At 41.9% G+C, this 25,439-nt stretch carries 17 protein-coding genes and 1 pseudogene; 9 read left to right on the top strand and 9 right to left on the bottom strand.

Annotated features, from left to right (window positions below; genetic code table 11):
* Positions 1-15 precede the first annotated feature (15 nt).
* A complete protein-coding gene (locus tag AAC852_RS09340; protein ID WP_340620797.1) occupies positions 16-2,184 on the top strand; it encodes a zinc/cadmium/mercury/lead-transporting ATPase in 2,169 nt (722 codons plus the stop codon).
* A 469-nt stretch (positions 2,185-2,653) separates the two neighbouring features.
* Here AAC852_RS09340 and tusA read toward each other — a convergent pair whose 3' ends face one another.
* Positions 2,654-2,908, bottom strand: a complete 255-nt coding sequence (tusA, locus tag AAC852_RS09335; protein WP_340620796.1) for a sulfurtransferase TusA — start codon at positions 2,906-2,908, stop codon at positions 2,654-2,656.
* Positions 2,909-3,076: 168 nt separating this feature from the next.
* On the opposite strand from tusA, the gene AAC852_RS09330 reads away from it, so the two are divergent.
* Both AAC852_RS09330 and AAC852_RS09325 read left to right on the top strand, forming a co-directional pair.
* Positions 3,077-3,760 (top strand): 7-cyano-7-deazaguanine/7-aminomethyl-7-deazaguanine transporter, encoded by a 684-nt coding sequence (locus tag AAC852_RS09330; RefSeq protein ID WP_340620795.1) that lies wholly within the window; start codon positions 3,077-3,079, stop codon positions 3,758-3,760.
* A gap of 222 nt (positions 3,761-3,982) precedes the next feature.
* Entirely contained in the window at positions 3,983-5,083 is a 1,101-nt protein-coding gene (locus AAC852_RS09325) for a glycerol dehydrogenase (protein ID WP_340620794.1), read from the top strand.
* A gap of 280 nt (positions 5,084-5,363) precedes the next feature.
* Here AAC852_RS09325 and AAC852_RS09320 read toward each other — a convergent pair whose 3' ends face one another.
* Together AAC852_RS09320 and AAC852_RS09315 are read right to left on the bottom strand one after the other, a co-directional pair.
* Positions 5,364-5,564, bottom strand: a complete 201-nt coding sequence (locus AAC852_RS09320; RefSeq protein WP_047679202.1) for an MbtH family NRPS accessory protein — start codon at positions 5,562-5,564, stop codon at positions 5,364-5,366.
* The gene (locus AAC852_RS09315) at positions 5,552-8,713 is read right to left on the bottom strand and encodes a thioester reductase domain-containing protein (RefSeq protein ID WP_340620793.1); all 3,162 of its coding nucleotides are present in this window, start codon (positions 8,711-8,713) and stop codon (positions 5,552-5,554) included. The genes AAC852_RS09320 and AAC852_RS09315 overlap by 13 nt, the downstream gene beginning before the upstream one ends.
* 956 nt (positions 8,714-9,669) lie before the next feature.
* Here AAC852_RS09315 and glpT point away from each other — a divergent pair.
* Positions 9,670-11,019, top strand: a complete 1,350-nt coding sequence (gene glpT / locus AAC852_RS09310; protein WP_340620792.1) for a glycerol-3-phosphate transporter — start codon at positions 9,670-9,672, stop codon at positions 11,017-11,019.
* Positions 11,020-11,568: 549 nt separating this feature from the next.
* The gene (gene glpQ, locus AAC852_RS09305; protein ID WP_340620791.1) at positions 11,569-12,648 is read left to right on the top strand and encodes a glycerophosphodiester phosphodiesterase; all 1,080 of its coding nucleotides are present in this window, start codon (positions 11,569-11,571) and stop codon (positions 12,646-12,648) included.
* A 62-nt stretch (positions 12,649-12,710) separates the two neighbouring features.
* Here glpQ and epmA read toward each other — a convergent pair whose 3' ends face one another.
* On the bottom strand, positions 12,711-13,688 hold the full coding sequence (gene epmA / locus AAC852_RS09300) for an elongation factor P--(R)-beta-lysine ligase (RefSeq protein ID WP_340620790.1): 978 nt from the start codon (positions 13,686-13,688) through the stop codon (positions 12,711-12,713).
* Positions 13,689-14,049: 361 nt separating this feature from the next.
* The gene (locus AAC852_RS09295; RefSeq protein WP_340620789.1) at positions 14,050-14,337 is read right to left on the bottom strand and encodes a hypothetical protein; all 288 of its coding nucleotides are present in this window, start codon (positions 14,335-14,337) and stop codon (positions 14,050-14,052) included.
* Positions 14,338-15,215: 878 nt separating this feature from the next.
* On the opposite strand from AAC852_RS09295, the gene frdA reads away from it, so the two are divergent.
* From frdA to frdD, 4 genes are read left to right on the top strand one after another with little or no spacing between them, the layout of a single operon-like run.
* A complete protein-coding gene (gene frdA, locus AAC852_RS09290) occupies positions 15,216-17,012 on the top strand; it encodes a fumarate reductase (quinol) flavoprotein subunit (RefSeq protein WP_340620788.1) in 1,797 nt (598 codons plus the stop codon).
* Positions 17,005-17,736, top strand: a complete 732-nt coding sequence (locus AAC852_RS09285) for a succinate dehydrogenase/fumarate reductase iron-sulfur subunit (protein ID WP_340620787.1) — start codon at positions 17,005-17,007, stop codon at positions 17,734-17,736. The genes frdA and AAC852_RS09285 overlap by 8 nt, the downstream gene beginning before the upstream one ends.
* Before the next feature lie 17 nt (positions 17,737-17,753).
* Positions 17,754-18,146, top strand: coding sequence for a fumarate reductase subunit FrdC (frdC, locus tag AAC852_RS09280; RefSeq protein WP_340620786.1), 393 nt, complete (start codon positions 17,754-17,756; stop codon positions 18,144-18,146).
* 16 nt (positions 18,147-18,162) lie between these two features.
* Positions 18,163-18,516, top strand: coding sequence for a fumarate reductase subunit FrdD (gene frdD, locus AAC852_RS09275; protein WP_340620785.1), 354 nt, complete (start codon positions 18,163-18,165; stop codon positions 18,514-18,516).
* A gap of 82 nt (positions 18,517-18,598) precedes the next feature.
* On the opposite strand, the gene AAC852_RS09270 is transcribed toward frdD, so the two are convergent.
* The 4 genes and pseudogenes from AAC852_RS09270 to AAC852_RS09255 form a co-directional block, all read right to left on the bottom strand.
* Positions 18,599-20,659 carry a TonB-dependent receptor domain-containing protein gene (locus AAC852_RS09270; protein WP_340620784.1) on the bottom strand — a complete coding sequence of 687 codons (2,061 nt, stop codon included), beginning with the start codon at positions 20,657-20,659 and terminating at the stop codon, positions 18,599-18,601.
* 443 nt (positions 20,660-21,102) lie between these two features.
* Complete coding sequence (locus AAC852_RS09265; protein WP_340620783.1) at positions 21,103-22,884, bottom strand: acetyl/propionyl/methylcrotonyl-CoA carboxylase subunit alpha; 1,782 nt, start codon at positions 22,882-22,884, stop codon at positions 21,103-21,105.
* Positions 22,885-22,889: 5 nt separating this feature from the next.
* A pseudogene (locus AAC852_RS09260) lies at positions 22,890-24,493 on the bottom strand (5-oxoprolinase subunit B/C family protein).
* 31 nt (positions 24,494-24,524) lie between these two features.
* Complete coding sequence (locus tag AAC852_RS09255; protein ID WP_340620782.1) at positions 24,525-25,292, bottom strand: LamB/YcsF family protein; 768 nt, start codon at positions 25,290-25,292, stop codon at positions 24,525-24,527.
* Positions 25,293-25,439 lie beyond the last annotated feature (147 nt).

The following is a 25,439-nucleotide window of genomic DNA, read 5'->3' as shown; positions in this document are numbered from 1 at the left end:
CATTGAGAGGCCATTATGTTCTCTATTTTAAAAAAGTATAAACAATTACAAAGTGGCTCTATCTCCACACCAAAGAGAGTCCTTCAAGGTTCTGCCAGCCAGCGTTTCAACTGGGTTATCCATGGCATGGACTGCCCAAGCTGCGCAGGAAAAATTGAAAATGCCGTGAAAAAAATTCCTGAAGCCAAACAGGTCAAGGTGCTGTTCACAACAGAAAAGCTGGTCGTCGATGCTGATTCCGATATTCGTGCTGCTGTTGTCCAAGCGGTTAAACAAGCCGGTTTCGCCATCAAAGAAACTGACTCAACTTCTAAGCTCCCACCAGCGACGAGCTTCTGGAAAACATTTTCCCCAATCCTCACTCTTGCTGCATTAATGATGATCAGCGCAGGCATTGCGAAAATCAGCGCACCCGCCGGGCAGATTGCTTTCATTATAACGGTGTTGATTGGGTTATACCCCATTGCAACCAAAGCCATCAAATTGTTTCGATCCGGAACCCCCTTTGCTATTGAATCATTGATGAGCGTGGCGGCTATTGGTGCACTATTCATTGATGCTACTTCAGAAGCTGCAATGGTAATCTTGCTGTTCAAGCTAGGAGAAATTCTAGAATCCTATGCCGCAGGTCGTGCCCGCCGTGGTGTCAGTGCCTTGATGGAATTAGTGCCTGAGCAGGCATTACTCGTAACAAATGGCGAAAAGAAAACTGTTCCTGCCGCCGCGTTACGTCCAGGCGATATCATCGAAATTGCTCCTGGCGCCCGTTTGCCCACTGATGCTGAGCTCCTGAACTCGTTCGCCAGTTTCGATGAGAGTGCTCTGACAGGTGAGTCTATTCCTGTTGAACGTAAGCAAGGAGAAAAAGTCGCAGCAGGGTCTCTTTCTGTTGATAGCGCGGTGCAAATGAAAGTCATGTCTGAACCCGGACACAATGCCATCGACCGTATTCTGCAACTGATTGAGGAGGCAGAAGAACGCCGGGCACCGATTGAACGTTTCATTGATAAATTCAGCCGTATTTATATGCCGTTGATTATTTTGCTCGCTGCGCTGGTCATGATAATACCTCCGATGTTTTTTGCTGAACCATGGGATATCTGGATTTATCGCGGTCTGACTCTGTTGTTGATTGGTTGCCCCTGTGCACTGGTTATCTCAACCCCCGCAGCCATTACTTCTGCACTCGCAGCCGCAACCCGACGTGGAGCACTCATTAAAGGCGGTGCTGCGTTAGAGCAACTCGGTAGAGTCACCACTATTGCACTGGATAAGACAGGCACGCTGACTGAGGGGAAACCTCAGGTCACAGATATTGAACCCGTAGAAAATATGAGTGTGGAAACATTACTGGCTATGGCAGGTGCCGTAGAAAGTGGTTCCCATCACCCATTAGCCAAAGCCATTCTTAACGAGGCAGAAAGTAAAAGCGTCATTGTTATTGAAGCAGAAAATCGTAAGGCACTGGCAGGTATCGGGGTTGCAGGACAATTATCAGGGCAAAAAATATTGGTCTCGGCACCAGAACGACTCCCTGAAAATACTTTATCCCCAAAATGGAAACAGCGAGTGATTGAACTGGAAGATAGCGGAAAAACAACAGTTGCCGTGGTAAAAGATGAGCAATTTATTGGTCTGATTGCTATGCAGGATACCTTACGTCAGGATGCTATTGAAGCTATTCAGTCTCTGAAGCAACAAGGTGTTAATGCTGTGATGTTGACCGGTGATAACCCTCGTGCGGCAGCGGCGATTGCGAGTCAATTAGGTATTGATTATCGTGCAGGACTACTGCCGGAAGACAAAGTCAGAGCGGTAATGCGACTCAATGAAAAGCACAACACAATGATGGTCGGTGATGGCATCAACGATGCTCCTGCTATGAAAGCATCCAGTATTGGGGTAGCGATGGGCAGTGGTACTGACGTTGCTCTGGAAACAGCCGATGCTGCACTGACACACAATCGGTTAACGGGTTTGACAGAAATTATCACTCTGTCGCGGGCAACACACTACAATATCCGTCAGAATATCACTATTGCATTAGGTTTGAAGGCGATATTCCTGGTCACCAGTCTATTAGGGATCACGGGATTATGGATGGCGGTATTAGCGGATTCAGGTGCTACAGCATTGGTGACAGCAAATGCTATTCGGTTGCTGCGAATTAAATCCCAGAGATGAATTAAATCCCATAACATCATTAAATCCCATCAATAGTAATAAGACTTAATTTAGAAAAAGAATCCCCCGCTCATAATATGAGCGGGGGATATAAATTGAAAATTCTGATGGTGTTATAAAGATCATCAACTTAGAAGGAAAGTTATTAATGTTGTTTCAACCGATTATTATATCTTTCAAGTATTGCTAGAGATATGGGAAATTAATTTCACTGATATCCTTTATGATTTTTTTAAATTCACTCCATGTTATTTAAAAGGTTGTAGTTTATAAAATAGTTAACAACTCATAAAAAATAGTGAAGAAAACAAACTGAAAAGGTGCGGAGGAAACACCTTTTCAAAATAACACTACAGTTACATCAAGATTGCTATTAAGACAAAAGGAAATATGGCACTTAGTGAGGTGATAAACATTCCCAAGTCCCACACTAATAAGCTTAGCACGGGTTTATTTTTCTACCAGTTCATCATGCAATATTTTCATTTTTTTTGATTAGATATCTATATGGTGTTTCCGCCGTCTCCTGAGCAATCAGCGTATGTTCCATAAAACGGCAGAAACCAGGAATATCGCGAGTAGTCGCCGGATCATCAGCAATGATTAATAACGTCTGCCCTGCATCCATATGACGGACAGTCTTTCGTACCATCATTACCGGCTCTGGGCAACGCAACCCCTGTGTATCAAGGGTTTTATCAGGGTTGGCAAAAAAATCGGACATAACAATCTCTGTGAATTCATTATCTATGGCGACGGATTATATTACATAATATCGCCAATCGCTGCATTTTGCTTTTGTTGTTCAGCCAGCGTATGATCTGTTCCTCCTGATTATTTAGGGAAAATTGGTTTCTGGGTTCCCTCACCCCATTCAGTAAAAAGGTACAATATGTTCCAATTAACTACGCAGCAGGTAGTCATTCAGCAGAAAACATCGGTGTTAATCTGGCTTTCTCTTTTTCATATTCTGATCATTACTTCCAGTAATTATCTAGTACAGTTGCCAGTCTCTATTTTCGGTTTTCATACCACTTGGGGAGCATTTACATTTCCCTTTATTTTTCTGGCAACAGATTTAACAGTGCGTATTTATGGTGCTCCCTTAGCACGCCGAATTATTATGACTGTCATGCTTCCGGCCTTGCTGATCTCCTACTTTATCTCCGCGCTGTTTTTTCAGGGGACATGGCAGGGATTTTCAGCTTTAGGAACGTTTAACCTGTTTGTTGCCCGTATCGCAGCAGCAAGTTTTATGGCTTATGTTCTTGGTCAGATATTGGATGTTGGGGTTTTCAACCGGCTGCGTCAAAAACAACAGTGGTGGATAGCACCGGCTGCCGCCATGTTTTTCGGTAATATGCTTGATACACTGGCATTTTTCTTTATTGCGTTCTATCGCAGCACCGATGCATTTATGGCAACACATTGGGTAGAGATTGCATTAATAGATTACGCATTTAAGTTGTTTATTTGCATGCTCTTTTTCCTGCCCGCTTATGGTATCTTGCTGAATCTTATTCTTAAGTTCTTTTTCTCATATTCAGCAGATAAAACACTGGCTAAAACCAGTTAAAATAGCATTGCGTCCTAAGTTAATCAGGGCGCAAATTTCCTTTCAGTTTTTTCTCACAGATCCCTCATTTCCTGCTATTACACATCACCTACCAATATATTTTGTCGTATAGTGGTGGCGGACAGGCAAACATATACTTTTATCCGAAGCCACTGATAACCTGCCACACACCAACGTTGTGACAGTCTGTATCGGGTTTCCAGTGAAGAAGGAATATTTCTTATGCTGAAAGTGATCCAGTCTCCATCCAAATATATCCAAGGACCAGATGCGATATCCCACATCGGTCAATATACTAAAATTCTTGCTGACCATGTTTTCGTGATTGCTGATAATTTTGTGATGAATCTCATTGGGGATACCGTCAGCAAAAGCCTGAAAAAACACCAGGTAACCAGCCACTTTGAAGTTTTCAACGGTGAATGCAGCCGTAGTGAAATACAACGCCTGTCAGCCATTTTATCCAATAATCAGTGTCAGGCAGTGATTGGAATTGGTGGTGGAAAAACGCTTGATACCGCCAAGGCAGTAGCACACGATGCGAAATTGCCGACTATTCTTTCTCCAACTCTTGCCTCAACAGATGCACCCACCAGTGCGCTTTCCGTTTTATACACAGAATTGGGAAAATTTGATGGTTATTTGCTCTACCCCAAAAACCCCGATATTGTGTTGGTAGACACCAATATTATTGCCAAATCCCCTGTCCGCCTATTTGTATCAGGTATGGGAGATGCTCTCTCGACTTATTTTGAAGCACGTGCCAGCAGTACAGCCCATAACCTGACCATGGCTGGTGGCGGAACTTCTCTGACTGGGCTGACCTTGGCAAAACTGTGCTACGACACTTTGCTGGCAGAGGGTTATAAAGCGAAACTGGCAGTAGAGGCCGGAGTTATGACACCCGCAGTTGAAAATATTATTGAAGCCAACACCTACCATAGTGGAATTGGTTTTGAGAGCGCAGGGCTTGCCGCTGCCCATGCCATTCACAATGGTTTTACCACACTGGAAGAGTGCCACCATCTGTATCACGGTGAAAAAGTGGCATTCGGTACGTTGACACAACTGATATTGGAAAATAGCCCAAGTGAAGAGTTAGAAACAGTGCTCGACTTCTGTGTACAAGTCGGCCTCCCGGTCACACTGGAGCAACTTGGCCTACGGGAGAATGAGAATCTACACAAAAAAATAATGCAGGTTGCTATAACAAGTTGTGCCGAAGGGGAAACCATTCACAATATGCCATTTACCGTAACTCCGGAACAGGTCTACGCCGCAATTCTGGCAGTAGATCGAATGGGTAAAGATTGGTTGTATTGATGAGGCAGTACTATACCATCAGTTTTAGAACGACCATCAGTTTCAAAACGTCCATCAGTTTCAGAGCGGGGAAACCCGCTCTGATTTTATGTTGGTCAGCATAACTAAAATATGTTCAAAATCTGCAAGAATTGTTTGATAAGGAACAAAAACGAACTTAAAACGCATATTAAGAGAGGGTAAAAGAGAAGAAAAAATGAAGGAAAAATAAATGGGCATGGTCTCTTAAGACCATGCCCTGCATAAAATAATATTATCTATTCACATGCATCCATCATTCTTAATGGACATCAACGACTTGTTTTGTTGGTTCTGGCCATATACTCGCAATATGGTTAAGACACTCTTCCTTAGAACCTTTCTTACCCGTTGCCATCCAACCAATTGGGATCAGAGATTCATCAGGCCAAATCGAGTACTGTTTTTTAATGTTAATAACAACCATCCAAACCTCAGTTTCATTTCCTGTTAGTTGCTGCATGATAAAGCCCCCTGTTTGTAGTTTTCTGACAATACCCGTGGCAAGAATCCAGTACCTATTAAATAACGCAATACCTGATGGACATATTCAGATGTTATTACCGGACACTGAATATTTGTTCCTTCCAATGCTGCCATTGTCTGTTTCAACTCCAACTCTGGCTGGATTTCATGAACATAAGCAGGGTCCAATGCACGATAAGGTTTCTCTGCCATGTCCCGAATCAACGGGATCAATGGATACAGCGGATGGGAGTCATCCAAAGCAAGAATTTTCTCTTTCCCTTCATTGAATGGCACTGGATTGAGAATATAACCAAATTCCTGCACCCAATCGAAGAACTGCCGGATAGAGACTTGTACAGGGTTAAATAAGTTGAAGAATTTCCCGGCTGATTCAGGCTGCTTAGAGATATGCACCAATGACTCAGCAACATAATCAACCGGGATAATGTCAAGCAGCAACGCATGGTCAGGGTAGAATCCCATTGCCAGATAGCCTTTCAGGGATGCGACAAGATAATCATTCCCCTGTGCAGCGCCAGTACGAGTATGCCCAAGGATCAAACCGGGACGATAAATACTCACTGGCACCCCCCGATTACGGGCAATGTTAATGATCCCTTCTGATACCCACTTACTACCAGAATAACCGGAAGGATCACGTACGGTTTCACTCATTGCACGATCATCTTCCATAAATGGACGAGGTGATTCAGTCGCAAACAAGGCATTCACGGAAGAAACATAGTGGAAGTGTTTCAGGCGTGAAGTACAGGCAAATTCCAGTGCGGTTCTGGTGCCATCAACGTTAATACTTTTCAGTGCACTATAAGGATAAATGAAGTTAACCAACGCACCATTGTGATAAATCACGTCAACATCTTGCGCAAGTTTTTCCCAGGTTTCCGGCAACAGACCGAAACGAGGCTGCCCTAAATCTCCTATTACAAAATCTACGCGATCAAGCTCATTACCCACATCAATCTGGTAATTTACAAAACCAGCTTTGATCCTGTCACGCGCATGTTTTTCATCAGCAGCACGGCACAGACAGATAATTTGAGCCGAAGTCTGTTTCAGCAATTGTTCCAATAGATGCAAGCCAAGATATCCGGTAGCTCCCGTCAGCAATACAGTATCAGGCTTATACCAGTTTGCATGAGGTAAACCATCCGGGCGCACGCTCTCTTTCAGGTAAACGTCTTTTCTCAGTGTTTCTGCATGTTGCTGGATAAGCGCTTCACTGTGATAATTTTCTGCAAGTTGAGCAGGATTACTTTTATATACCTCGATCATTTCATCCAGAATAGCCGCAATTCTGGCAATAGTGGGTTCAACATAGATACCAGAAATGGGGACCCTGAGTGAGAATGCTTTTTCAATATGCTCCACCATGCGAGCAACCAAGATGGAATGCCCACCAATCTGGAAGAAATCATCCGTAATGCCAAAGCTGTCAACCGCCAACAACTCGCGCCAGATAGCATAAACCCGTTTTTCAGTTTCTGTCTGAGGCTGCACAATGTCATAGCTGGCATTTAGACGTTCTGCTACTTCTTCCAGACGCTTTCTATCCCGCTTACCGCTGCTTGTCAAAGGGATATAAGGGATACGATAATATTCAGTAGGTATCCAGGCTTCATGCAGACGTTCCCTTAATGCGACCTGAGTCTCCCGAACCCACTCATCCGGTAAAACCATATTAGGATCAAACAAGACGAATGCCTGTATTCTGGCAAGATCACCGCTTCCTGCCACACGGATGATGGCATCCTGAACACCGCTTTGTTTTCTCAATGCGATTTCTATTTCACCTAATTCGATGCGGTAACCACGTACTTTTACCTGATCATCCTGTCTTCCCATATAAATAAGAGAACCATCTTCAAGCATACGTGCCATATCACCGGTCAGATACGCCCTTCTACCCTTTTGTTTTACATCAGGAACATATCGTTTAGCGGTTTCAGTGGGATTATTGCGGTATCCTGCTGTCACCCCCAACCCACCAATCAGGATTTCTCCTACGGTTCCTTTAGGTACAGGACATAAATACTTATCCACAATTGTGATACTGGTGCCAGGGATTGGCCCACCTAATTGCACCTTATCCCCTTTTCTCATACAGAATGCTGTCGACCAGATTGTAGTTTCCGTCGGGCCATAAACATTCCATAAGGTTCCACCAGAAGCAGTCAGTTGATCTGCCAGATCCTGTGACAGAGCCTCTCCGCCACAGAGCATACTCATATCTGAGCGAGGCTTCCAGCCCGCATTCAAAGCCATTGACCAGGTGACTGGTGTTGCTTGAGCAAGTGTAAATTGAGGATCTGACAGTGTCTGAGACAACGCCATCGCATCACGTTGGGTATCGATTGATGTAATGTAGATGCTGCCGCCATGAACAACGGTCAACAGTAACTCCAGCAATGAAATGTCAAAAGAGAAAGTTGTCAGTGCAAGCATACGATCATTTTGATTGACTGACAGCAATTTCCCAAATGCACACAAACAGGCCGCCAGATTGTCATGCTGTACCTGTACAGCTTTTGGCAGCCCGGTAGAGCCGGATGTGAACATCACGTAGGCTGGATGATCACCTAACTCAGGCACATCAATACGTTCTGTTACTTTCCCAATAGTATTTGAAAGGAGTTCCAAAGGAATATGTGTTGATGCTTTCAGTCCCATGGAGACTGTATCATCAGAGACCAAAATACTTTCCGGTAAACTGGCGAGAATATCGTTCAAACGCTTTTCCGGCATCATGGTATTGAGAGGAATATATACCGCTCCAAGCTGCCAAGCCGCCAGCATAGTGATAAACCACGGAATACCTCTCTCGGCTGCAATAGCAACATTACTTCCCATTGTGACACCATGGCAACGCAAAACATTTGCTGCATTCATGACCCGTTTCTGTAATTCACCAAATGCCAGCGTTCCATGTTGATCTGAGACAGCAGTGTTATTTGGCATGGTTTTTGCCAATTTTGCTAATCGAGATGGTACATTATCAAACCATGGTTGGAGTTTATTTTCCATGTAACTGATATTATTGATATTAATATCAGGATTATTGGAGAATGAGGATTTTTGCCCAGTAAATGCTGTGTGTAATATTGCCTTGTGTGTGTAAGTATTCATAATGATGTTCTCATTCTATTCTCCATTTTATTTCATCATTTTTTATGACGAATGGAGATATTTATGCTGTTAGTCAATAAATTCCAGCTATTGTCCACATCAAGATCCTACAAATACCTTATGTTGACTTTAACTGAATTTAAAAAATAAACTTCAAAAAGTATCATAAAAATTTAATAACTAATTAATTAATATTTTTTACAATTTTTTATTAATTAAACAATCAACCCATAAATGGATAGTATTTTTATTAACGAATAGAGTGTATTACGCCTTATACACCACTTCATCGTATTGATATTATTGTGTTTTATTTATAAATAACTATTCATGTCTTCATGAAAACCCATCTCATGAATATGAATAACTATTTGTGGTAATATCTATTATTTCCAAGCAGGAATTCAAACATATTATTTGTAACTGTGTTATAAAAAACGCCAAGCATGTAAATAAAAATAACTCCCATAGCTAAACGAAGAAACACAACACAGAAACAGTGAACGACTGAAAATAATACAGACAGGAAATATTGCTATTAATTCATTTCTATATGTTTAAAAATTTTTATATTTTTGCAGATAATATCCATATGATTAAAGCGACATTTTAATTCCCTCAATAATAATAGTCCTTTATGTTCGAAAGAACATAAACGAACTAAAAGCGCTCAAAAATAACAAACAAACATCTTTAATTGTGACGTAAGTCACGATAATAAAAATAAAATATATTTCAAAAAATCCATAAATCGCTCAAAATTATAAACATTACGAAATTATATCTATATGTTAGCGATACCTCATAGAGGTATGACTCTGTTTTGGCTATCATTTCCTTCGATATAGAAAAAAATCAATTCGAATTTTCGTTTACTGCTTATCACTAGTAAGCTGTGGTGATTCGCTCATACTAGTTCATACTATTGGATATTAAATAGTCATGTGGAGACAAACATGTTAAGTATTTTCAAGCCGGCACCCCACAAGACCCGGCTACCTGCGCAAGAAATAGATCCATTCTATCGCCGCTTGCGCTGGCAAATTTTTATGGGGATTTTCTTTGGGTATGCTGCTTATTATTTGGTGAGGAAAAATTTTGCTCTGGCAATGCCGTACTTGGTAGAACAGGGCTTTTCCAGAGGTGATCTCGGTTTTGCTCTATCGGGTATTTCAATCGCATACGGTTTCTCGAAGTTCATTATGGGTTCCGTGTCCGATCGTTCCAACCCACGCGTCTTTCTACCAGCGGGTTTGATACTTGCAGCAGCCGTCATGTTATTTATGGGATTTGTGCCGTGGGCAACCTCAAGCATCACTATCATGTTTGCTCTGCTGTTCCTGTGCGGTTGGTTCCAGGGTATGGGATGGCCTCCTTGTGGTCGTACTATGGTTCACTGGTGGTCACAAAAAGAGCGTGGCAGGATTGTTTCTATCTGGAATTGTGCTCATAACGTTGGCGGTGGTTTGCCACCATTGCTATTCCTCCTAGGTATGGCATGGTTCAATGACTGGAAAGCAGCTCTCTATATGCCTGCGTTTGCAGCTATCCTGGTTGCCATGATCGTCTTCGCTCTGATGCGTGATACCCCACAATCCTGTGGTTTACCACCAATCGAAGAGTACAAAAACGACTATCCAACTGATTACACAGAAAAAGATGAAAAAGAACTGACTGCAAAAGAAATTTTCATGCAGTATGTTCTGCCTAACAAACTGCTGTGGATGATCGCAGTTGCCAACGTATTCGTTTACTTGCTGCGCTACGGTATTCTCGACTGGTCACCAACTTACCTGAAAGAAGTTAAGCACTTCGCACTGGACAAATCGTCCTGGGCTTACTTCCTGTATGAGTACGCAGGTATACCAGGTACGCTACTGTGCGGCTGGATGTCTGACAAAGTGTTCAAGGGCAATCGTGGTGCCACTGGCGTCTTCTTTATGACACTTGTTACCATCGCCACGATCATCTTCTGGACAAACCCGGCAGGTAATCCGACTGTTGATATGATCTGTATGCTGGTAATCGGCTTCCTGATTTACGGCCCTGTTATGCTGATAGGCCTGCATGCTCTTGAACTAGCTCCCAAAAAAGCAGCAGGTACTGCGGCTGGCTTTACCGGTCTGTTTGGCTATTTGGGTGGCTCGGTAGCAGCCAGCGCCATTGTCGGTTACACCGTTGACTTCACAGGCTGGGATGGCGGTTTTATGATCATGGTCGGTGGTAGCATCCTGTCCGTTATTCTATTGTTGTTTGTTATGATAAGTGAAAACAAACACAAGCAAGAAATGGCTCGCCAAGGTTAATAATATAACTGAAAGACGTTGATTAATAATCATATCATTCGCAGTACAATAAAGTTGTACTGCGATTTCATTAGCTATTAAACACTGTCTAATAGAAGAAATTACCACTATTCTATCTGCTTCCATTTTCGATATATTTGGGATTGAATAAGTTCAGAGTAAGTGGATCATAAAGATCTCATATTTTTCCTTACATTAACTAATATTAAATATTTCTTACTTTATCAGTGTCCGTTTACATAATTTAAAGTGACTATTTGATTATCATCTAAATACAAAAACACCAATTTCATCTTATGCTTCTGTTCCTTTAATAACAGATAGAACAGAGTTAGATATAAACAGAACCTGGAGAAAAATTTTTATGTCATAAAATTGTGACATACTACTGATAAAATCAATATTTAGGATTGTGTTATGTCTTTATTTTATATAAAAATTTGGCCTGAATGTTCCCTATTTCTCTGGCCTTCGACGAAAAATCAGTACAGTGGTAAGTAACATCATTTTTTATTCAAGATTTTCTATTAGAATAAATGGAGAGTTCCTATGCAAACCCCTATTAAGGCTATTATGGCTGGTATTCTGTTAGCATCATCAATGTCAGGTATTGCACATGCCGTAACAAATAAAATTGTTATCGCCCACCGTGGTGCCAGCGGTTATTTACCTGAACACACATTACCCGCCAAAGCAATGGCCTATGCGCAAGGGGCAGATTACCTTGAGCAAGATTTGGTTATGACTAAAGATGACCAACTTATTGTACTGCACGACCATTATCTTGATCGCGTAACGGATGTCGCAGAACGTTTTCCAAACCGTGCTCGTACTGACGGGCGCTATTATGCTATCGACTTTACCTTGCCAGAAATTAAGTCACTGAAATTCACTGAAGGTTTTGATATTAAAGATGGCAAAAAAGTACAAAGCTATCCTGGCCGTTTCCCAATGGGAAAATCGGATTTTCGTATTCACACTTTTCAGGAAGAACTGGAATTTATTCAAGGTCTGAACAAATCAACCGGAAAGGATATCGGTATTTATCCTGAGATCAAAGCGCCATGGTTCCATCGTCAGGAAGGAAAAGACATTACGACTAAGGTATTAGAAGTCCTGAAACAATATGGCTATACCAAAAAGAGCGATAAAGTCTATCTGCAATGTTTTGATGCCAATGAACTGAAACGCATCAAAAATGAGCTGGAACCCAAATTGGCAATGGACCTGAAACTTGTTCAGCTCATTGCTTACACTGACTGGAATGAAACCTACGAGCAAAAAACCGATGGCACGTGGCAGAACTACAGTTATGACTGGATGTTTAAACCGGGCGCAATGAAAGAAGTGGCAAAATATGCTGACGGTATTGGCCCTGATTACCATATGCTGATCGCCAGTGATTCTACACCAAACAACATTAAATTGACTGGCATGGTGAAAGAAGCTCACGCCAGCCATCTGGTAGTACATCCATACACTATCCGTATTGATCAACTGCCAAAATATGCCACCAGCGGAAATCAATTGTTTGATATCGTTTTTGACAAAGCGAATGTCGATGGGGCATTCACAGATTTCCCTGATTTAGCCGTGAAATTCCTGGAAAAACATCACGAACATAAGTAATCAATATCACAATGAACAAGGGGGACAACTTTAGTGCCCCCTTTATACTCAAAAAAACCAGGTTAAGAGATCCCTACTGGAAATGCGATCACCTCGCTAATTCTCTCTGCACCTAGTGCCAGCATAATCAGGCGATCAACTCCCAATGCAACTCCGGCACATTCCGGCATACCATGAGCCAATGCTTCAAGCAGGTACTCATCAATCGGATGTACAGGTAACCCCATTGCTTCACGTTTTCGGTTATCCTGTTCGAAACGCAGGCGCTGCTCTTTACTGTCTGTCAGTTCACAAAAACCGTTCGCTAATTCCATGCCCTTGAAATAAACTTCAAAGCGCTGGGCAACACGGTGATCTTCTTTACTAATTTCTGCCAGTGCTGCCTGGGATGCAGGGAAATGGTAGATAAATGTTGGCTTCTCAATCCCAATATGCGTTTCAACCCCCATGGTAAAAAGCAATTGCAACAAAGTATCCCGATCTTCTTCACGATCAGCGATATTGCTGAGATCAAGTTTTGCCGCGACTTCACGCAGTTTTTCCTTACTTGCAGTCAGAGGATCAACATCCAAATAACGAATAAATGCCTGCTGGTAAGAAAGAGATTCGGCACTTTCACAATCCAGAATTTGCTGCAATAGATCATCCACTTCATTCATCAAACGATACATATCGTAATGCGGACGATACCATTCCAGCATGGTAAATTCAGGATTATGGTGGCGCCCCGCTTCTTCATTACGAAAACTCTTTCCCATCTGATAAATAGAGCCGCTGCCTGCTGCTAGCAGACGTTTCATGTGATATTCAGGGCTGGACATCAGGTACATGGGCAAGCCATTCGCCGTACCAGGCCCGACAAATCGTGTCTGAAAAGGAACAAGATGGACATCAGTGACGGTCGCTTGACTCATGGTAGGTGTTTCAACCTCCAACACCCCACGATCTGCGAAAAAACGCCGTATTTCTGCCAGAATCTCTGATCTTTTCAATAGGTTGGCGATAGTGGCAGTTGGCTGCCAATCCGCGACTTCGTTCATGTTCCAATGACTCCAAGATAAAACAAAATGCGCAGTTTACCCGCATCCAGTCCGTCAGACAAATTTTCAACATTAAATTGGTGAACGATTATTCTCGGCAATACAAGTGACCAAAATCTCTCTCATCTCTGTTTAGAAGATAACAAAACATAAAAAATAAACTTTCATTTTAAATAGCTTTCCAAAATGATAAGACACCGCTTGACTCTTCGCGGCGCGAGGAGCCAGCTCTCACTAGCCTTAGTGACTCACTATTATGAAAAGGTATTTAATTTCATTGAATAATATGGACATCCATGTCCAAATGCTAGAATATTCTATTTGGATTTAAAGATAGTAGAAAGTAGAAAAATGTATCTTATCACCAAGGAGGAATTTCATCAGGTGGAGCATTCATAAAATCAGCATTAACACCTGAAATGTAACGATACCCTTCTGGGGAAATATGATTGGTAAGTTTTAATGATACAACAAATGGAGTATTTAAAGCTAACAATAATACGAAATATAATCCTACTCCTCCCATATCATGTTCAGGATATGCTAAATAATGTTTTTCAAAATAACGCCCATCGGAACCCGAAAAACAGACTTCAATATTACTAAATAAAACATTAGCCTTTAGTGCCTTAATGCTTACATTGTGCAAAACAGTTGAGTCATTATTGTTTAGTTGCCCCTATTTTTAACTGGCGATAAATTCCTATATAGAATAGAGATAAAAATATTGATCTATGATTATGCAATAATTTTCTCAGTCCTATTCAGTAGGATATATTACATTCCCTTTTTACCCTTCTAACCTTCGGATAAACATAAAATTGGGAACTTATTAAGTGTACCCCAAAGAAGATAAATTCTGATCAAAAGTTATATATAAAAGTTAGATGATGATTCTTGATATGTCAAAGAAAATATTTGAAATTGCTGATTCATGAAAAAATTACGCAATTCACATTATAAAAATAAAAAATATTTATATTTAATCCCATATTTTCATTTAAGAAACTCATATATAAAACTTACCCTAAAAATATAATTCGGACATACATTATTACTAAATGTCTTATTTGATTAGGTATTTTTTCTCAGTTAATATTCTGCCTGATAATTTTTCAAAAAAATAAAATCGTCATTAATTACAGTAATGTGTTTATATCTTACTTTTATCAAAAAATTTGATAAATTATCTTTCATCATCGCATACATCATGTCAACAAGTAAAAAACCTGTCTCAGATCACGTTTTACAGGGAAAATCACACAAAATACGCATTTATATCAAATTTACCCCCGACGCTATTCGCTATAATTAAACCATACAAAAAATAACAGATAGTGAACCTCTCTCGTTAAAATATAGAAAATCACTCATAACATCATTACGAATAATGCATTGATAAATAATAATAAATATCACTTCAGCATAGCAAAAATAAAGAAACAGATGAGTAATAACACACTGGTTCCTTTAACTGATTTTTGATTTATTTAGTTTGAACCCACACTTAAACAATGGAGAAGTACAGTGCAAACCTTCAATGCTGATCTAGTAATTATCGGAGCCGGTGGCGCAGGTCTACGGGCAGCTATCGCTGCGGCTGAAGCTAATCCCCAACTTAAAATTGCCCTGATTTCCAAAGTGTATCCTATGCGCAGCCACACCGTCGCCGCAGAAGGTGGATCAGCCGCTGTCACTCAAGCTCATGACTCTTATGATTTTCATTTCAATGACACAGTGTCTGGTGGCGATTGGCTATGTGAACAGGATGTGGTTGAGTATTTTGTCAAACATTGTCCAACGGAAATGATTCAGTTGGAGCAATGGGGCTGCCCATGGAGCCGTAAGGAAGATGGCTCTATCAATGTTCGTCGTTTTGGCGGCATGAAAATTGAACGCACATGGTTTGCTGCCGATAAAACCGGCTTTCACATGCTGCATACACTCTTTCAAACCTCGCTCAAATATCCTCAAATCCAGCGTTTTGATGAGCATTTTGTCCTCGATATTTTGGTTGATGAAGGTCAAGCACGTGGCTTAGTCGCCTTGAATATGATGGAAGGAAGCAAAGTTCAAATTCGCGCAAATGCGGTCATTATAGCTACTGGCGGTGCCGGACGTGTATACCGCTACAACACCAATGGTGGCATTGTGACAGGCGATGGTATGGGTATGGCTTTCCGCCACGGTATTCCATTGCGTGATATGGAATTTGTACAGTATCACCCAACCGGTTTACCAGGATCAGGGATCCTAATGACCGAAGGCTGCCGGGGTGAGGGCGGGATCCTGGTTAACAAAAATGGCTATCGTTATCTACAGGATTACGGTTTGGGGCCAGAAACTCCACTCGGCTATCCCGAAAACAAATATATGGAACTGGGACCACGCGACAAAGTTTCGCAGGCATTTTGGCATGAATGGCGAGCAGGCCGAACCATTGCAACACCACGTGGTGATGTTGTGCATCTGGATCTGCGTCATTTGGGTGAGAAAAAATTACTCGAACGTTTGCCATTTATCTGTGAATTAGCCAAATCCTATGTTGGTGTAGATCCTGTCAAAGAACCTATCCCCGTAAGACCAACGGCGCACTACACGATGGGCGGAATCGAAACCAATCAACAATGTGAAACCCGTATCAAGGGACTGTTTGCCATTGGGGAGTGCTCTTCTGTCGGGTTGCATGGTGCAAACCGTCTCGGCTCTAACTCACTGGCAGAATTGGTGGTCTTTGGCCGTCTGGCGGGTGAAGAGGCTATCAAACGTGCTCAAGAAGCTACACCAGCTAATGAAAAAGCACTGGATGCGCAAGCTTACGATATTGAAGCTAAACTCAATACACTGCTGAATCAGAAAGGGAACGAAAGTTGGGCAAAAATTCGCGATGAACTGGGGACTTCAATGGAAGAAGGGTGCGGTATCTATCGTACTCCTGAGTTAATGCAGAAGACGATTGATAAGATTGCTGAACTGAAAGCGCGTTTTAAACACATCCAAATCAGTGACCGCTCCAGTGTATTCAATACTGATCTGCTCTATACCATTGAACTGGGATTTGGGCTGGATGTCGCTGAATGTATGGCTCACTCAGCCATGAACCGTAAAGAGTCCCGCGGTGCTCACCAGCGCCTTGATACAGGCTGTACAGAACGTGATGATGAAAACTTCCTGAAACATACCTTGGCTTTCTATAACCCGGAAGGTGCCCCACATTTGGAATACAGTGATGTGAAGATCACTAAATCCCAACCAGCAAAACGGGTCTATGGTGGTGAAGCAGCAGCACAAGAGAAAAAACAGAAGGAGCAAGCGAATGACTGAGATGAAAAAACTGAAAATGGAAGTCATGCGCTATAACCCGGAAATCGATAATGAGCCATATTTTGCCACTTACGAAGTGCCTTACGATGAGCAGACTTCTCTGTTGGATGCCTTAGGTTATATTAAAGATAATCTGGCTCCTGATCTGTCTTACCGCTGGTCTTGCCGTATGGCAATCTGTGGTTCCTGCGGCATGATGGTGAATCGTGTACCAAAACTGGCCTGTAAGATTTTCCTGCGTGATTATCCGCAAGGTTTGAAGGTTGAAGCATTAGGGAATTTCCCGATTGAACGGGATTTAGTTGTGGATATGACGCACTTTATTGAGAGTCTGGAAGCGATCAAACCTTATATCATCGGCAATGAGCGCAAACCCTCTGATGGCCCGAATGTACAAACTCCGGCACAGATGGCGAAGTATCATCAATTCTCCGGTTGTATCAACTGTGGCCTGTGCTACGCAGCTTGCCCGCAGTTTGGCCTAAATCCTGAGTTTATCGGCCCTGCCGCAGTCACACTGGCGCACCGCTATAATCTTGATAATCGAGATCACGGCCAAAAAGAGCGTATGCCACAGATCAACAGCGATAATGGCGTCTGGTCTTGTACGTTCGTCGGTTATTGCTCTGAGGTTTGTCCAAAGCATGTTGATCCAGCGGGTGCAATTCAACAAAGCAAAGCAGAAAGTGCCAAAGATTTCATTATCTCTATGCTGAAACCATAATAAGGGAGAAAAGAATAATGGCAACAAAACGTAAACCTTATGTACGTGGCATGGAGCCTAATTGGTGGCATAAACTGGGATTCTATCGATTCTATATGTTGCGTGAAGGGACAGCTATTCCTACTGTTTGGTTCAGTCTCTTAGTGCTTTATGGCCTGTTTGCTTTGAAAAGTGGCCCCGAAAATTGGGCGGAGTTTGTCTCTTTTTTGCAGAATCCGCTGATATTACTGATTAATGTTATCACCCTGCTGGCTTCATTATTGCACACCAAAACATGGTTTGAGCTGGCTCCTAAGGCGCTCAATATCATTGTCAAAAGTGAAAAAATGCCACCAGGACCGATTGTCAAACTACTGTGGGCAACCACTATCATTGCTAGTGCCGTGGTTCTCGGTGTCGCACTGCTCTAACCCCAAGGAGGATCTGATGAATCAAGTACCAAAACGTTCCAATGAACCGATTTTCTGGGGCCTGTTTGGGGCAGGTGGTATGTGGAGTGCCACTGTTGGGCCTGCAATTATCCTGCTACTGGGTATTTTGCTGCCATTGGGACTGGCACCGGAAGCGCTTTCTTATGAACGTATTCTGACATTTTGCCAGAGTTTTATTGGCCGTATCTTTTTGCTGCTGATGATCAGCCTGCCACTATGGTGTGGTTTACACCGTATTCATCACGGTATGCACGATCTGAAAATCCATATTCCCGCCAGTCAATGGGTGTTTTATGGTACAGCCGCGATTCTGACTGTGGTTGCCTTGATTGGGATTTTTACGCTGTAAGCGCGCTAATTTTAGCAAGCTATCCTGGAAAAAGTCTGCGGATAAACCGCAGACTTTTTTACTAAAAATTAAGGCATTTTCTTTAAAACTTATAAGAAATAGTAGCTTTATAAGCGCGACCTTTCTCTTCTTGCCCTTTATAAACATTCAGATAGTAAGACTGTTCGTTGTAACGTTTATCGAAGATATTATCGATACCAAGCTGGATTTCTGTGTTTTTAAATGAGCCAGTTTTCGGAGCCCAGGAAATATACACGTCACTGACGCCATAGCCTGATTTATGTACATTTACAACCTGACCACTATCTACCCCCTTCGCGTCTACTGACCGGACAAATCGGGAATTCCAACCGAGTTCAATGTCGGTTTTATCAAACAAGTAACTTCCTCCAATGGTGAAAGAATCACCAATGGTTGGTGTGAATTCTAATCTTCTGTCAAACAACTCATTACCTTGCATAATTTTATTATTCGCTTTGGCATAAGTCGCTCTTAAGGACAAATTATCCAGTTTATATTTGGCCGCTAATTCAAACCCTTCCAATCTGGATTTTGGGATGTTGTGTAGCGCTCTTTTCGCTAAAGTCGTAGACAGGTTTTTGAAATTGGTCTGGAATACTTTACCAATTACAGTAAATGAGTCGTTTTCAGCAAAAACACTAGGATATGTTCCCGCTACGCCAGTTTCTAAGTTGTACCCTGTTGTAGTTTTCAAGTTAGCATTGTGATTGCTTGGCCCCAGACCAATCTCTTTGCCTAATGGCCCTCTGAAAAGTTCGGTATAATTGGCAAATAATGTGGTTGACGCGCCAAGTTCATATTTCAAACCAAGTGCTTTTGAGAAACGAGCGTAAGTTCTCTCAAAAGGTTCATGGTTTTTATTAACAGTGTTGTATTTGTAATGATCCCATCTGACACCTGGTATGATATGGAAATCAGCAAATTGAATATCATCTTCCAAATAAATAGATGATGACTTTCCTGTTTCTACTGCTTTTTTGTGTACATTTTCTGATACATCAGTGTATGCCATTCTGGTATCAAAATATTCATACCCATAAGTTAAAACATGGGATAATTTCTGGGTATCAAAATTAGAGACATTACGCGCCCTAATGCCTTGGGTTTCAACAATACTGTCAAATCCTTTTCCAGGCCCACCGACTTCCCTCATATGATTGAAATTTTGTTCTGTGTGATAGGCAGAAATTTTTAAATCAATGAAGTCATTATCGACTGGTACATATCTGTAAGTAAGATTATAAGCATCACGCTCTAAAGCGTACGCTCCTTTTTTCCCTTTATTGATGTCCGAGCCAAAATTCAATCTGAAATTAGTATCCGCATCATTCTGATAATGTTCTTTTGATACACTGATGTACTGATCATCAGTCAGATTGAATTTCGCTTTTAATAAGTAATTGACCAGCTTCCCATCGGTAGGGATTGAATCTCTTCCGCGGCTATCTCGGCCCGATTCAGCATCATTTATATTACGATGGTTAAAGTAGCCTAATAAATCAACGGCTCCCACTCTGCCATAAGTTGCTAAAGATTGTTGGAACTCAGAGCCATTACTGACATAACTTAATTTACCTTTTGTACCAAATAATTGGCCCGGCTCTAATAAATCACCAGCATCAACGGTTTCAAATTTTAATGCACCGCCAAGGGCTCCAGTATCATAGGTAATACTATTAGTACCAACGCTGATATCAATTTGCTTCAGCATTTCAGGGTCTATACCGTAGTTCCCCGCATGATGGAAGTGATATCCCTCTTGCCGTGCACCATCAACCGTTACGTTGATGAACTGATCATCCATGCCACGGATTTTAAAACGCTGTCCTAAAGCGCTGGGGTGACCCGCTTGAACACCCGGTACATTCTTTAAAATCTCACCGACACTTTGTGCTTGTCTGACTTTAATTTCGTTACGGTTGACTTTTCCACTCTCTTGTTCTGCATTGTTACCTGCAATAACAACGAGTGTATCGCCAGTTGCCGTTGATTTTTTGATTGGTCCTTCGGTGTTTGCTAGTGCGTTAGTAGAAATAGCCACTGTCAACATTGATGCTGACATCAAAGGAACACACAGGCCACTTTTAGCCAAGCTTGCGTAAATTTTGGTAATTTTAGACATACATTTTTCAGTTAAAACATGATTGATAATTATTATTATTTATATTTCTATAGTAAATGTAAATAACCTTAAGTGACTATCGTTTATTTTAATTATTTGAATCCGGTATCAGGTCCCAATAAATTCTACTATTCTTGGCTCTTAGCGAAGATTTGTTGACGATCTGAGTTCACAAAAGCAGGTTTATTTATTGAATAGATGAAGAAGTTGATGGCGATAAAGAGCCTGAATGAAAATTTGTCGGATACTCAGGAACAACAAGATATCAATTGAATCTCCTTCAGTTTCCTATAACACCCGATATCCTCGATTAATATCCAAGCGTTCCTAAGCAAACACGCCTAAATCTAACAAATTCACATTAAAACCATAACGCGCGGGATTTTCATCTCAAAGCTCAAAACGGGTATAAATCTATACCCGTTGGCTTGTTAGATAAAATATTAATACTCTATTCTGGCCAAAATTTTGTCTGCATCCTGATAATTCCCGGCCTGAGCGCAGAATGTGATTCTCCCTGAACAATGTGCACGGATCTGTACTTCCATTTTCATGGCTTCCATTACGGCAATTACATCACCTTCATTAACGTTCTCCCCTTCCTGCACCAACCAAGAATGCAGGATGCCGGAAATAGGTGCCTTTACCTGACGGGGATCTTGCAACGTTTTTTGCTTTGCTGCTATTGGCTGAGAAGATTGCTTCTCATTGACAGACGCTAACTTTGCTAAACCTGCCAATAGATCTGATGACAAGCCCAATTCATGCCTGCGACCATCAATTTCAATATATGTGCGGGTGATATACTTATCCTCAGCAGGGATTTGACGCAGCGAAGCTTCCAGTTCATCGGCAAAATCTGTTTCAATCCAACGGGTATGAACATTGAAATTATCTCCTGAGACAAAATCAGAATGTTCAATTACAGCTCGGTGGAAAGGTAAAACTGATGCTACTCCACTGATTTTAAATTCTTGTAATGCCCGACGGGCACGAGCAAGAGCCTGCTCACGCGTTGTTCCTGTGACAATCAGTTTCGCCATCAATGAATCAAAAGTGGCGGGGATTGTAGAACCACTCATTACACCAGAGTCCAGACGAATACCGGGACCAGAAGGTGGGAGAAACTCTGTGATAACGCCGGCTGTGGGTAAAAAACCTTTTCCTGCATCTTCCGCATTGATGCGAAATTCAAACGAATGTCCTCTTGGTGCAGGTGTTTCTTGGATGCTTAACGGATAACCTTCTGCAATCCTCAACTGTTCAATAACCAAATCAATCCCTGTTGTTTCTTCCGTAACAGGGTGCTCAACTTGTAAGCGAGTATTCACTTCTAAAAAAGAGAGCGTACCATCAGTACTAAGTAAAAATTCGACCGTCCCCGCTCCGATATAATTGGTTGCTGCACAAATCGCTTTTGCCGCTTCATGAATACGTTCTCGTTGCTGCTGAGTTAAAAAGGGAGCCGGAGCTTCTTCTACCAGTTTCTGATTCCGACGCTGCAAGGAACAATCACGGGTGCCAAGTACAACGATATTACCGTATTTATCTGCAATCACTTGCGCTTCAATATGACGCGGTTTATTCAGGAACTGTTCGATAAAACATTCCCCTCGCCCAAAAGCGGTTGTTGCTTCACGTACTGCGGCATAGTAAAGTTCTTCAACTTCATCTCGTCGCCAGGCCACTTTCAAACCACGACCTCCACCACCAAATGCGGCTTTAATGGCAATCGGTAAACCATGTTCCTCTGCAAAAGCAATAACTTCCTGCACATCTTTGACAGGCTCTGTGGTTCCTATCACCAAAGGAGCACCCACTTGCCGGGCAATTTTACGTGCCTTAACTTTATTTCCCAATTCGTCAATTGTGTCAGGATTAGGGCCAATCCAAATCAATCCTGCGTCGATCACAGCACGGGCAAATTCAGCTCGCTCAGACAAAAAACCGTATCCGGGATGGATCATCGTTGCCTGCGCTTGCTTTGCAATTTCCAGTAAGCGTGGAATATTAAGATAGGTTTCTGTGGATCTGTTTCCTGCTAAAGCGTACGCTTCATCTGCTAATTGTACGTGTTGTGCATCGATATCAGAATCCGCATAAATAGCTATCGTCTGTATGCCATAGTCACGACAAGCACGAATGATGCGAACAGCAATCTCACCACGATTGGCAATCAATACTTTATTTGTAGTCTTTTTCACATTGTTAACAGTAGGATCCATTGCTGCTATTTACTCCCCTGGATTTCGTGGAATTGATTGATAGGATTAAATTGAATTTTGCTATTGATCGGGATCTGACCTGCAAGATCAAGGTGATAATGTGCTACAGAAGCAATAACAGGATATCCACCTGTCACAGGATGATCTGCCAGAAACAATATTGGCTGCCCATTAGCCGGAATTTGTATCGCACCACTGCAAGTTCCTTCACTTGGTAACTCTTCGTGCTTAATACGTGATAGTGCGTACTCACCATTTAGCCTCAAACCAACCCTGTTGGATTGTGGAGTGATCTGCCAGATTTGGTTTCGTAACAAATCAATTGATGTCTGCTCAAACCAGTCAGTACGAGGGCCGAGGAAGATATCTAATACCACAACGTCATCTTTATTTGGCATTACGAATGCAGGTGTTTCAGAAACAGATACCGCTACACAATGAGATGTATCTCCTATGATGAGTCTATCGTCAGGTTTTAGTGGTACAGGGCCAATACCAGACAGCGTGTCAAATGAACGACTGCCCAGCACTTCAGGAACAATAAAACCACCTCTGACAGCCAGATAAGAACGCATTCCCGCATTGGGTATTTCCAATGTGATTTCATCTCCATCGTTTAAATCAATAGGTTGGTAAGTATTTACATGCAAAATTTCCCCTTGCGGGGTTTTGATCTGAATTGGACATAAAGCCCCGGTAACCCCAATAATTATTTTCCCTCGGGCGACAGCTTTAATCCCCCTTGTACTATTTCCAAGCATACTTGATCAGAAGAGTTACCAACGATACGGTTTGCACTACGCAAAGCACTTTTATCCATAGCACCAGATGCCGATATCCCCAACCCTGATTTTCCCAAACGTCCTAAATCCTGGAATAACGTTTGTAGCCCGACAGATAATATCTCCAAAGAACAAAAAATTCCCTCTGGAGACATTTCAGTAAAAGTTTCACCAGGAATAGACGATTTTTCAGGTAAACTTACCGTTACAATACCTCGTTCAACATTTCGGAAACTGACACGATTACCCGGTTGTAATAAAGCAGGTTCAGGGCGCAAAAGATCCCACATGCGTTCATTCGTAATACCAATCAGTTGCCAACCACCGGGACTTGCCTGAGGATAAATGCCACTAAACTCCCCCGCTAAGGCAACTGTACCTGCGGGAATACGTGTTCTTGGTGTTTTGCGACGTGGAATATTCCATTGTGCAATATCCGAAACCAAGTAAGCAAAACCAGGCGCAAATCCAGTAAAAGCCACCATATATTCATTTTCAGTGTGTTGGCGTATAACGTCCTGTACTGAAGTTCCCAATATTTCAGCAACAGTGGCTAAGTCTTCACCGTTATAGCACACAGGGATCTCAATCTGTTTTCCACTCACATAGCGGTATGTTTGCAGACTTCGGTTCTGAATCTCATCTACCAATTGATAAACTGAGATTGTCATTGGGTGAAAACGGATCATTAAAGTTTTCGCCGCCGGAATAATCTCTTCAATCCCGGAGAGCGGTGTCATATTCAGCGAATCAAACAACATCAGTGTTTCTGTCAATCCGCTGAGTTCAACCATAATGGAATTAAAATTAACAGGTAAAAAACGCAAGGCTATCTCCTGAAATCATTAATCTATGTGGTTATGAATGGATAAATGATCGAATGGTGATCCCTGCCTGTTGCAAGACAGTTTTTATTTGTCTGGCCATATCCAGCGCCCCTAAGCTATCACCATGTACACAAATAGAATCTGCTTCAATAGGGGTGAATTTTCCATCAATAGATTCTACTCCTCCCTCTGTCACTAACTGCAACATACGCTGTGCAACATAGTTAGCATCATGCAATACAGCACCTTCTTCACGACGGGAAACCAATTCTCCTTTCGATGTATAGGCACGATCTGCAAAGGCCTCAGAGATAGTTTTCAGACCTTTTTTTTGCGCCAGCCGGAGGATATTTGAGCCAGCCAATCCCATCAATGCAAGATTTGGGTTAATCGCCAATATGCCCTCAATAACCGCAAGCCCCTGCTGTTTATCATTAGCTATCGTGTTATAAAGCGCACCGTGTGGTTTTACATAACTGATTGTTGTTCCTATTGATGTAGCCAGTCCTTGTAAAGCACCAATCTGATAAATCACATCTGCGGTAAGTTCATTGCTGGCGAGATCCATATTACGACGGCCAAAACCAACTAAATCAGGATAAGAAACATGGGCCCCAATAACGATCTGATTTTCCTTCGCTAATTTCAGAGTCCGCAAAATTCCTGCCGGATCACCTGCGTGAAAACCACAGGCAACATTTGCACTGCTGACAATCCCCAGCATTTCTTCATCATTTCCCATCCTCCACTGACCAAAACTCTCACCGAGATCGCTATTTAAATCGATTACATTCATCATATTGTTAAATCATCATTGTAATATTGTTGAACAATAGATAATTTCTGACGAGAAAATAATCAAACAAAATTGGTATATATAGTGTAAAAATCCAACAGAGATCACTTTATTCATATTCCCGACCGAATTCTCAAGCACGTAATATTG

The sequence above is a fragment of the Xenorhabdus siamensis genome, assembly GCF_037996745.1.
Classification (GTDB): Bacteria; Pseudomonadota; Gammaproteobacteria; order Enterobacterales; family Enterobacteriaceae; genus Xenorhabdus; species Xenorhabdus indica.
This window is presented reverse-complemented; position numbering and strand designations above follow the sequence as displayed.